Origin of the sequence: Enterococcus sp. B2E4, assembly GCF_030499455.1 — a bacterium.
Classification (GTDB): Bacteria; Bacillota; Bacilli; order Lactobacillales; family Enterococcaceae; genus Enterococcus_D; species Enterococcus_D casseliflavus.
In genome coordinates, this window is record NZ_JAUKPK010000001.1 from 365934 (window position 1) to 377142 (window position 11209).

An 11209-nucleotide genomic window follows, 5' to 3' on the forward strand; every position below is an offset into this window, starting at 1 on the left:
TTTTTTCTTAAAGTAAATGCAATGCTTCTTTCCAGAGCAAGACCCGTTTGACGGAAGCATTCAAATCAGCTTCTAAATAGCGGCCATCCTCAACCGCTTGTACCACAAAAGGAATCTGTTCTTGATAGGTAGAGGAGATCACTAGATCATTTCCCGCCTGCAACGCCTGTAATGCGGCTTCTTTTTGCGGAATGAACTCAGAAAGTCCTGCCATATCCAAGTCATCCGTCATGATGACCCCTTTAAAATGCAATTCATTTCGCAGCAGCTCATGCACGGGTTTTGAAATAGAGGCGGGTACGGTCTTATCGATACTATTGACGATCGTATGGGCGACCAAAATACTATCGGCACCAGCTTTGATCCCTGCGGCAAAAGGCAGAAAATCCGTTTCCCGCAGTGCAGATAGCGGGCGGTCATCGGTGACGATTTCGACATGCGAGTCACGATTGTTGCCATAGCCAGGAAAATGCTTCAAGGTAGACCCAACGTGGTGTTTCTGTAAAACATGAACCACACGTTCTACAAACGCACTCGTGCCCTGCGCATCCATGCCAATGGTTCGGTCGTAGATAAAGGACTGCGGATCAGTGGAAACATCGGCAACGGGAAACAGCCCAGCATTGATGCCATAAGCTTTTAAAATTTCCGCTTTCTTTGCTGTATCTTCTTCGATCGCTGACCATCCACCTTGGGCATACAGCTGTTGTGGTGAGAGAAAACGCTGATCCGTAAGGTTCGGATTGCGGCTGATGCGAGTCACTGTGCTCCCTTCTTCATCCATACCGATCAACAGCGGAATGGCGCTGGCTGCTTGGTAATCTGAAATTTTCTGTTTCAAGCGCTCCGCCGTCTCATTTTCGGTATCACGGCCGAATAACAGATAGCCACCAAAGTGATACTTTTGAAGCTCTTCGATTTGATTGCTTTCTGGCACACGCACAAAAAACAATTGCCCGACCTTTTCCTCCAAACTCATCGTGGCGATTTTTTCTGCTATTGCCTCTTCTGGCTGTTCTTGCGTGGAAGTTGAAACAGAAGTTGACGTGGAAACTGAGGTGGTTTCCTGACTTTCCCTGCTTTCTTCCTGTGTTTCGTCCCTCAAGCTGCTTTGCTGGATCATGGCTGGCTCTTCAGTTTGCTGTTTTTGCTGTTCTATCATCCACTTCATCCCTCCCATTGCTGCTAAGACCAAGAAAAGAAACAGTCCCATAGCGAGTCCTTTTTTATTCATAGGTTCCCCTTCCCCTCTAAACAAGTTATTGAGAATGATTAAGCCAATCCTTAGAAAGAAAAAAGTGAACCACTGACGAAATATTCGCAGATGATTCACTTCAATGGATGTTATCGTTCTTTTTTACTCGTTAAACGAACCGTCGGATCAGCCGTTTGTATGGTACCGCACGCCCTACGATGTAAATCAACGCAGTTTGTATCGGGAACATGATGACTGCTTTTAGCAAGCGGACCGACCAGATCGCCCAGCTTGTCAAAGGAATATTCAGCATCATAGCTAACCAGATCGGTGTTAAGATCAAGGTTATTAAAAGTGTATTTAACAAGACGACCATCGCCGCTCGTTTTAATGTGACTTCTTTCCGATAAAAGAAGTAGCCATAAATCAGTCCACCAACGAAGGCATTGATGGTAAAGCCGAAAAAGTAGGCTGATTTTGGAAAAATCACCATTCCTGCGATATCGGCTAATGAGGAGCCAACTGCTGTCCAAAACGGACCAAACAGCATACCCATGATCAGCTGTGGTACAAAGGAAAATGTGATTTTGATATAGGAGGTTTCAAACCCCAAGATTTGCGACAAGACGACCATTAAGGCAATCAAAAGTCCCATGACCGCAATCATGTGTGCATCGACTTTTCTTTTCATAGCGAGCATCTCCTTTTAGAGTTGCTACAAATTCATGCAGCGAATGCGAAAATAAAACCGCGAACGAATGATCGTTCTTCGTCCGAAAGGCAACATCCCATCCTTTCAGCACTTAACGCTTTATTTCCTACTCTGATTTTTTTTAGGTATTGCTACCCAGACACACTATAGCATACAAGCGCGGACTGCTACAATTTTTCTTGCTTATTTTCTTGTACAAAATCTGCCAATGTTCGCTTTTCTTTTTTTTTTGCATCAAAAAACGCTTTTCTCATGTGAATCTTTCTACCACCAGTAAGTGAGCAGCAAACATTCTCAAAAAAAGCGTTCATTCCTGTTTCTTGTTTTCTTTCAGGCCTTATGACAATTTACCCAATCAGATTGTCATTGATCAATACCGATTTGATGTCGCGTAATTGATGATCGATAGCAAGCTGTTCATGGGTCATTGTTGCGGTAACCTCTTTCATGGCATGCATTTCTTCATTCAATTCGTTGATATTCGTTACTAATTTGTTCAATGCTTCAATAATCAATTGATTGTTATCCATGGTGAAACACTCCTTTTTGTAATGGTTGAGGTTAGTCTTCTTCGTTGATTGGCTGCTTCATCGTACCAACGGCGGCAACTGCACGTTTCGTTTTATAAAACAATTTGTATAAAACAAGAACGACGACTGGGATCAGTCCGCATAAGATGTAGATTTGCGAATAATCAAACAGACCGTGTAAGCTTCCTAGTGCATAGGGACCTACGCCTAAGCCGAGATCCAGCCCGATGAAATAAGTGGAGAGCGCTACGCCGACACGGTGAGGATCGACTTCTTTCAGACAGACGGCTTGGCCATTGGACATGAAGGTGCCATAGCCCAAGCCGACAAAGCAACCCGCAAGCAACAACATCCAGCTGTTGCCAGTAATACTCAATAAGAAAAGACCAAGGGTCAAGAATAGAAAGCTAGGATACATGACCGCATCTGCGCCATGACGGTCAAATAGTTTGCCCGTCATTGGCCGTGTGAAGGTCACAGAAAGTGCATAGACGATGAAGAAAAAGGCACCGGCCGTTTCCAACCCAAGGTCACTGGCGTAGATCGATAAGAAGCCGAGAACGCTGGAATAAGCCAACCCGATCAAAAAGGCAATCCCAGAAATGAAAAAAACTTTTGGTTCGACAAAACTTTTGACGGACCATTTTTGCAGCTGTGCTTTGTGTTCTTCCGTCAATGGGATGTTTTTGACCGGGAACCAGAAACAAGCGATGGCTGTTGCGATCGATAAAATAGTTGCTAACCAAATAATGAAATCAAAGCCGACTGTCGGTAGTAAAAGCATACCAATAAAAGGTCCGACCGCCGCTGCTAAACTAGTACTTAATCCATAGTAATTGATCCCTTCGCCATGTTTGGAAGCTGGGATATAAGCGGTGACGATCGCATTAGCCGCAGTCGAGACGGCACCATAAGCAAAGCCATTGAAAAAGCGCACCGCATCTAAAATATAAATGTTGACTGAGACCAAATAAGCAGCGGTGGTAATGACATAAAACACTATCCCCCAGCGCAAAACGGCTTTACGACCAACTAATTCTAAAATTTTCCCAACATACAAGCGAGCGATCAAGGTCCCGATAATGTAGATCCCCGCTGCCAAGCCAGCTTGTGCAGTGGATGCCCCTAACTCCTGCGTGGCAAATTTCGCGGTGATGACGACAAAACAATAATACACGAGAAAGACGATAAAATTGATCAAGGTAATCGTGACAAACCCTTTGTTCCAAAGTTTTTCATTTTTAGTTGACGGCAACGAGCTGACGACTCCTTCTTGATTGGTTTCCCTATCTGACATGTTTCTTCCATTCCTCCTGTTTGTGCTGTGATGCGTTTTACTATACCGAAACTTCCTCTACTTGAAATGCGCTTTTGCTGTTAAAAAAGAGCATTAACAAGAAACATTAACATTTGTTATTGCTTTTTCACCAGAAATGTCTTTTAATGAAGCATGAATAGAGGAAATTTCAGATTTTTTTCAGAAAATGTTGGGTTGGCATGAAGTGAAGGAGTAACGTGGGTGGAGAAACAGATATTACGTGATTATTTAGAAAAACAAGCAATACCGGTCGTTATCCGTAAGAAAAAGAGTTACTTGACATATGAAGGCATCCCGGATCGCTACGTCTATATTTTAAAAAAAGGCATCATCAAAACTAGCGTAGTGACCCATGAAGGGCGCGAATTCAACTTGCGCTATTTGACGGATTTTGAGATCGTCTCTTTGTTTAAAGACGAATCCTCTCAAGAAGTCGAAGCCCCTTTTAATGTGCGGGTTGAATCAGAAGAAGCCGAATTATACAAAATTGTGCGGGATCAATTTTGGGCAGATGTCAATCGTGATCGCCTGCTGCAGGATTATGTCAAAGAGTATTATCGAAGAAACTTGATGGATACGATGAAAAAGATGCAGCAAATGCTGATGAACGGCAAATTTGGTGCTGTCTGTACCCAAATCAATGAGCTGTATGAAACGTTCGGAATCCAGACAACAGATGGTGTCTTGATTGACTTTGAAGTCACCAATGAGGAGATCGCTCGCTTTTGCGGCATTACCTCTGCCAGCAGTGTCAATCGAATGATGCAAAAATTACGAGAATCTGGCGCCCTAAAAAGTGTCGATCGCAAACTATTAGTGACAGATATCGACTTTATTCGGGAGAATATTATTTATTGATCAAAAAAAGACTTTGTACGCCTATTGATTTCAGGCACACAAAGTCTTTTTCGATTAAATAAACGTCACCGTTTCCGTCACTTCGATCGCTGGATCTAATGATTGGATCACGGGGCAATTTGGTGAAACGAGTTTTAGGCAACGGGTCGCTTTGTCATGGTCGGCTTCAGCGATTTTCGCATAAAACTGAATGTGGATGGCACTGACTGGTTGGGCTTTTTTGTTGTCGTCTCGGTCATAGCTGACTTCGATCTTTTCGATTTCTGCTGTGATTTTTGAATTCTCTAGGACAGATGCGTATACATAGCCGCCGCAAGCAGCGACCGCACTCACCAGCATTTGGACTGGCGAATAGCCTTTTTCCCGTGCTAACACCCAATTGCCAGTTGGGGTCGTCATTTCAAGTTTGTCGCTTCCTTGATGGATCGTCAATGTTTCTACTGTCATCGTTTTTCTCTCCTCACAAAATGGTCTGGTTCAACTTCGACCCATTCATACAATGGTGTCAAAGTAATCGTGCTTTGAATTTCCGTTTGTTCCATCGCACCTCTTGCTAACACAGGATCAGCGATCGGCGCTGCTGCTAATAATTTCTTCGTGTAAGGATGCAGCGGATTGTCAAACAAACGGTCGGTAGGTGCCAATTCAACTAATTTCCCTTGATACATGACGGCTGTTCGGTCACTGATATGACGAATCACGGACAAGTCATGGGAAATGAACAAATAAGACAACGAAAACTCTTTTTGCAGACGCAGCAGCAATTGGATGATCTGAGCCTGAATGGAGACATCTAATGCCGAAGTCGGTTCATCACACAAGACGAACGCCGGGCGATTGACCACCGCACGAGCGATGCCGATCCGTTGTCGTTGTCCGCCGCTGAAACTGCGGGGCAGTTTATGGACATCATCACCCGTGATCCCGACGATCGCTAAGATTTCTTTGGCTTTCGCTCGGGCAGCATCTTTCGTTTCATGATACAACGGCTCCATCACCAGTTCAAGTGCCGTCATGCGGGGATTCAATGATGAATACGGATCTTGGAAAATGATCTGCATTTGCTGATACGCTGCTTTGCGATCTTCTGCCGTCAATGCTGTTAGCTCTTTGCCTTCGAAGAAAATCTCCCCGCTTGTTAAGGTCTCTAAATTTAAAATACTGCGTCCTAAAGTGGTTTTCCCACTCCCAGATTCCCCTACTAGCCCCAATGTCTCGCCCCGATGGATCGTTAGGCTGACATCTTCGACCGCTCGGACTTCACTGACAGTGCCGCGCCAGTTTTTGCTGCGAAAGGTTTTCGTCGCATGTTCTACGCGAATCAGTTCTTCCATTATTCTGTCACCTCCTGATTGCGCCAAACGCGATGGGTCTTAGATAACTGCGTTTCTTGCAACTCATCTGCCAATGTCTCATGATAGTCAAAGACTTTTAATTCGGCATGCTTGTCGCCTAAATGGGCCGCCTGCAATAATTGTTTCGTATAAGGATGCGCAGGTTGATAAAAGATTTCTTCTGTGGTGCCTTCTTCCACGACTCGACCTTGATACATCACTTTAATAAAGTCGCACATTCCTGCAACGACCCCAAAGTCATGGGTCACAAGGACGACGGAAAGCTGGTTCTCTCTTTGCAGGTTTTTGATCAATGCCAAAATCTGTGCTTGGATCGTCACATCTAAAGCCGTCGTCGGTTCATCTGCGATCAGTAATTTCGGTTGCGCCAATAAAGCCATGGCGATCATCACCCGCTGACGCATCCCTCCTGATAGCTCGTGGGGATATTGTTTCATACGTTGTGCTGGAAAAGGTATGCCGACTTTTTCTAACTCTTTGACGGCGATTTCTTGAGCTGCTTTTTTCGATACGTTTTGTGAGCGGCGAATCACTTCGATCAAATGATAGCCAATCGTACGCAAAGGATTCAACGAAGTCATCGGGTCTTGAAAAATCATGGCGATCGGTAATGTTCGACGATCGGTCACTGCTGCTCCTTCAAATGTATAACTGGCATAGTGATCGTTCACCTTATCAGGCAAAAGATCCATGACACTTTTCATGGTCATACTTTTGCCACTACCAGATTCGCCGACGATCCCAACCACTTTGCCTTTTGGAATCACTAGATCCAGCTTTTTGACTAACGGTTTCGGACCGGTTTTGCTGTGAAACGTCACATTTAACGCTTCGATCGCTAACAATTCTGTCTTCATCGGTCACACCTCCCTTTGCAAGACATGTTTGATCATGTCGCCGATGTTGTTGAAGGAATAGATGGTGAAAATAACAAAGAGCCCTGGAAGGATCGCCATGTATGGTGCCCGCTGCAAGCTGTTTTGCGCATTTTGCAACAGACTGCCCCACGAAGCCATCGGCTGCTGAATGCCTAATCCGAGGAAGCTCAACGCTGATTCGGTCATGATCGCTCCAGAAATACTTGCGGATGCCGCAACGATCAAGGTTGGCAGTACTGCTGGGAAAACATGCTTCACGATAATACTGAATGAAGAACGACCGATAAATTTCCCGTAAGCAACATACTCCCGTTCTTTCGCTGCTAACGTTTCACCACGAATCAAACGAGCGATGTTCATCCATGAAAACCCGCCGATCACAATAATGATCGTGGTTAGTCCAGGACGTAAAAAGACGCTCAAAACGATCACTAACACCAGCCAAGGAATTGATGACAACACATCGACGAGCCGCATCAGCAAGTTATCGATCCATCCGCCAAAGTAGCCAGAAACAAGACCGACAAGGGTCCCGATAAACGTCGCAGTGATCATTGCCAACACACCTACAAACAAGGACACCCGACCGCCGTAGACGACCCGAATAAAGTAATCCCGGCCCACTTCATCGGTCCCAAACAAATGAGCCCAGCTCGGTGGCTGTGACATGTTACTGACATCCGTTGCATTGGGATCGATCGGGATCAAAGGCGCAACGAGCGATAACACGATCAATAACGTCAAGAAAACGACAGAAAAAGTATAGATGGGCGAAGCAAGCATGACTTCACTGATTTTTTTGAAACGTTTCATTACTTGCTCCCTCCTTTACGGATACGTGGATCAACCACGGAATATAATACATCCGCTAACAAATTCCCTAAGATGACCAGTGTTGCTGACAGCAGCATGATCGCCATGATCACAGGATAATCGAGGCTTTTCGTTGCACTCATCAAGTAAGGTCCGACGCCCGGCCAGCCGTAGATCGTTTCTGTGATGATCGCACCGGTAACTAACATCGGTAACGCCAAGCCGATTTGGGTGACAACGGGAATCAAAATATTGCGACTGATGTGACGGCTGAAAATCTGCCATTTGCTGGCATGAAATGCCCGTTGCACCATCACGTAGTCTTCTGATACTTGCTGAGTCGCTGATGCCCGAATATACCTTGTCAAATCTGGGAAGAAGGCGACAGTCAATGTGATATAAGGCAAAATAAAGTGCTGCAGAAAATCGCCAAAATCCCCTTCTTTGCCGACTGTATACATGCCAATGATTGGGAACATATTCAATAAGTAACCAAATACATAAATCAAGATCATCGCAAACCAGAAGGTCGGCACGGCGATCCCTAGAGATGCCACAGCGTCAATGATCCGATCCCAAATCTTTCCTTTGTTGGCAGCGGCTAACAGACCCAAAATGATCGCCAGCAATAAAGCCGTCAAATATGCAGGGATCACTAGCCGCATCGTATTCGGGATCCGAGTCGCAAGTTCTTGTGAAATGCTGCTTTGAGAAACCAACGAAAAGCCAAGATTACCAGTAAGAACATTTCTGATCCAAAGAAAATATTGAACCAAAAAGGGTTGATCCAAGCCATAGCGCTGCCGCAACAGATCGATTTGCTCTTGTGACATATTCGGTGTCGTGATGGAATCGATCACATCATACGGGGCGATATGTATTAGTGAAAATACGATAAAAGAGATCACAAATAGCAAAGGGATTGCTTGCAATACTCGTTTTGCAATATATCGAAACATAATTGACCTTCTTTCTTTTTCATAGAAAAAAGCTGTGATAAAAAAGATTCCTCTTTATCACAGCCAATGGATTTACTTGATTGTCAATTTAGACATATCTTCGAATGTATAGATTGGGATCAATCCTGCATCTTCTACATTACCAATTCGGTTATTGACCGCTAAGATTTTCTTGTTGTCAACGATTGGGTAAATGATCGCTTCGTCAGCAATGGCTTTTTGCAGATCATCGTACAATGCTTCACGCTTGTCTGTGTCCAATTCAACTGCTGCTTGCGCAAACAAATTGTCAATGGTTTCGCTATTGCTTTGGAAGTAGTTGGCACTGCCGCCAGTTTCGAATAAACTGCCGTATAAGTCAGGGTCATTCCCCATGATATACCCGCCAAGGAACAGGTTGTATTTCGTTGAATCAGGTTTTTTCAACTCAGTGAAGATCGCAGTACCATCGCCCCCTTCAAGGGTAACTGTAATGCCTGCTTGTTGCAATTGTTGTTGGATCAACGTAGCTTGGATCGTTTGAGCTGGGTCAGTTGAGTTAAACGCCAAGTTCAATGACAAATCAGTGACACCTGCTTCTTGTAAAAGCTCTTTTGCTTTTTCAGCATTTGTTTCATATTTCTCGACATCTTCGGTAACGTATGGATTGTTCGGTGGTAAGAATGAATACGGTGTTGCATAATAGTCTTCATCTAAATACGCTGCTTGATTTAATTCATCTTTGTTCAAAGCATACAAGACTGCTTGACGAACCTTCACATCTTGTAATGCATCTGAATGAGTATTTAAGCCTAAGTATCCGATGCGGTTTTCTGTATAGGGATAAACAGAAATTTGCGTATCATCTAAGTCTTCAATATCTGAAGGCAAAACAACGGCTGCGTCAACTTCCCCTTTTTGCAAAGCAACTTTGGCCGTATCAGTACTTTCAATGATCCGCAAGGTCACGTTTTGAATCGAAGGCTTGCCGCCATAATAGTTTTCATTGGCTTCAAAAGTAAAGTACTCACCACGTTTGTATTCTTTCAATTGATATGGACCCGTACCAACTGGTTTTTCAGGCAGTTCACTGACCGAAAAGTCGCTAACATCTTTAAAGATGTGCTCTGGAATGATGTATGTTTCGGTTGCGATATTGCTGATTGCTGCTGCACTCGGTGTTGGCAACACAAATTTCACGGTGTATTCATCCACTTTTTCGATCGCGATCGGCTGGTCGTCGACCCAAAGCGAATCGGCATTGCCGTTTTCTTTTTTGACTTTTTGTTCATACGTGAAAACAACGTCATCGGCAGTAAAATCTTCGCCATCTGACCATTTGACATCTTGTTTCAAATGCACGGTCAATGAAAGGCCGTCTTCCGCCGGTTCCACTGATTCCGCTAACGCATTTTGTGTTGTTCCATCTGCTTCCACTGTAACGAGTGGAGAATAGATCATGTTTGTCACTGTCAAGCCCCAGCGATCACTGGTGTTGATCGGGTTGGTGGACGATGGGTCCCCGCTGATGGCATAAGTGAATGTTGCATCATCGCCAGTACCAGCTGCACTGCTGGTTGCCGTTTCCTCTGTATTTGATCCACCGCAGGCTGCTAGAACGAATCCTAGTCCGACGACGGCAACACTTGCTAAACCTTTTTTCCAATTGATCATTTTTCCATCCTACTTCCTGTTCCTATATAATTATAGTAGATTTTTTGCTTTTTATTCCCAAACAGGGATACTTGATTTCTTGGTAACTTCGTCAATAATTGCTTTTACTTCATCGGTCTGGTAATACGCTACGACCGTTTGGTACACATCATTTTCTGCTTCGTCTGCTCGCGCAGCAATGACATTATAATAGGGCGTGGAGGAGTCAGCCACAGGTTCTAAGAAAATCGCATCTTCTGTAGGAACCAAGCCAGCATCGACTGCCATGCCGTTGTTGATCAAAGAGATGTCGACATCGGTCATTGCCCGAGCCGTTTGATTGGAATCAAGCAGCTCAAATTTCAAGGCTTTGGGATTCTCAGTGACATCAATGGTTGTTGGCAGTAACCCTTTTGATTCATCCAAACTGATCAAACCGGCCGTTTGTAAGAGTAATAGTGCGCGGCTTTCATTTGACACATCATTGGGTAAAGCCACCGTAGCACCATCTGCCAATTCGCTGACATCAGTGATTTTATCGGAATAAATACCAAGTGGGTTTAATGTCGTATACGCAATCGTCGTGTTGGAATAACCACTTTCTTCGTTGACATTATCCATAAAAATTTCCGTCAATGCTGCGTGAAGATCGATTGACCCATCCTCTAGTGCGACGATTGGTTGGCGATAATCGGTGAACTTCACCAGTTGCAAGTCGATATTTTCGTTTTCCTTCAATTCTTCCTGCACATGTTCCCAGGCTTCATTTTGTTCGCCAACGACACCTAATTTGACGACGGTCGTTTCTTCATCCGCTTGGTTGGTGCCACAGGCAGCCAAGCTAAACAAGGCAAGCAGCCCAATCACTCCTGTCGTCAACACATTTACTACATTTCTTTTCATCCCTTTTTTCCCCTTTTGTTCCCTCCTCAGATCAATCGTCCTATTTCCTTGTCGAA

12 protein-coding genes and 1 riboswitch are annotated in these 11209 nt (G+C 44.4%); of the genes, 1 reads left to right on the forward strand and 11 read right to left on the reverse strand.

Going from position 1 to position 11209, the window contains the following annotated elements; genetic code table 11:
* Window positions 1-7 precede the first annotated feature (7 nt).
* From Q1X33_RS01790 to Q1X33_RS01805, 4 genes are all read right to left on the reverse strand, one after another.
* Window positions 8-1234 carry a glycoside hydrolase family 3 protein gene (locus Q1X33_RS01790; protein ID WP_301969497.1) on the reverse strand — a complete coding sequence of 409 codons (1227 nt, stop codon included), beginning with the start codon at window positions 1232-1234 and terminating at the stop codon, window positions 8-10.
* Window positions 1235-1364: 130 nt separating this feature from the next.
* On the reverse strand, window positions 1365-1895 hold the full coding sequence (locus tag Q1X33_RS01795; protein WP_005225551.1) for a folate family ECF transporter S component: 531 nt from the start codon (window positions 1893-1895) through the stop codon (window positions 1365-1367).
* A gap of 26 nt (window positions 1896-1921) precedes the next feature.
* A riboswitch (THF riboswitch) is annotated at window positions 1922-2023 on the reverse strand.
* A 231-nt stretch (window positions 2024-2254) separates the two neighbouring features.
* Window positions 2255-2437, reverse strand: a complete 183-nt coding sequence (locus tag Q1X33_RS01800; RefSeq protein ID WP_005225550.1) for a hypothetical protein — start codon at window positions 2435-2437, stop codon at window positions 2255-2257.
* Between the two features lie 31 nt (window positions 2438-2468).
* Window positions 2469-3734: an MFS transporter gene (locus tag Q1X33_RS01805; RefSeq protein WP_301969498.1), complete on the reverse strand. Its 1266-nt coding sequence runs from the start codon at window positions 3732-3734 to the stop codon at window positions 2469-2471.
* A 222-nt stretch (window positions 3735-3956) separates the two neighbouring features.
* Between Q1X33_RS01805 and Q1X33_RS01810 the strand changes: the two genes are divergently transcribed.
* Window positions 3957-4613: a Crp/Fnr family transcriptional regulator gene (locus Q1X33_RS01810; RefSeq protein WP_008378905.1), complete on the forward strand. Its 657-nt coding sequence runs from the start codon at window positions 3957-3959 to the stop codon at window positions 4611-4613.
* A gap of 54 nt (window positions 4614-4667) precedes the next feature.
* Here Q1X33_RS01810 and Q1X33_RS01815 read toward each other — a convergent pair whose 3' ends face one another.
* The 7 genes from Q1X33_RS01815 to Q1X33_RS01845 form a co-directional block, all read right to left on the reverse strand.
* Window positions 4668-5060: an OsmC family protein gene (locus Q1X33_RS01815; protein ID WP_002307605.1), complete on the reverse strand. Its 393-nt coding sequence runs from the start codon at window positions 5058-5060 to the stop codon at window positions 4668-4670.
* A complete protein-coding gene (locus tag Q1X33_RS01820; RefSeq protein ID WP_002316738.1) occupies window positions 5057-5947 on the reverse strand; it encodes an ATP-binding cassette domain-containing protein in 891 nt (296 codons plus the stop codon). Before Q1X33_RS01820 ends, Q1X33_RS01815 begins: the two co-directional genes overlap by 4 nt.
* Window positions 5947-6825, reverse strand: a complete 879-nt coding sequence (locus Q1X33_RS01825; protein ID WP_301969499.1) for an ABC transporter ATP-binding protein — start codon at window positions 6823-6825, stop codon at window positions 5947-5949. The genes Q1X33_RS01820 and Q1X33_RS01825 overlap by 1 nt, the downstream gene beginning before the upstream one ends.
* Before the next feature lie 3 nt (window positions 6826-6828).
* The gene (locus Q1X33_RS01830) at window positions 6829-7659 is read right to left on the reverse strand and encodes an ABC transporter permease (RefSeq protein ID WP_010747808.1); all 831 of its coding nucleotides are present in this window, start codon (window positions 7657-7659) and stop codon (window positions 6829-6831) included.
* On the reverse strand, window positions 7659-8618 hold the full coding sequence (locus Q1X33_RS01835) for an ABC transporter permease (RefSeq protein ID WP_002307597.1): 960 nt from the start codon (window positions 8616-8618) through the stop codon (window positions 7659-7661). Before Q1X33_RS01835 ends, Q1X33_RS01830 begins: the two co-directional genes overlap by 1 nt.
* 72 nt (window positions 8619-8690) lie before the next feature.
* Complete coding sequence (locus Q1X33_RS01840; RefSeq protein WP_060791840.1) at window positions 8691-10271, reverse strand: ABC transporter substrate-binding protein; 1581 nt, start codon at window positions 10269-10271, stop codon at window positions 8691-8693.
* Window positions 10272-10322: 51 nt separating this feature from the next.
* Window positions 10323-11153: a MetQ/NlpA family ABC transporter substrate-binding protein gene (locus tag Q1X33_RS01845; protein WP_301969500.1), complete on the reverse strand. Its 831-nt coding sequence runs from the start codon at window positions 11151-11153 to the stop codon at window positions 10323-10325.
* Between the last annotated feature and the right edge of the window lie 56 nt (window positions 11154-11209).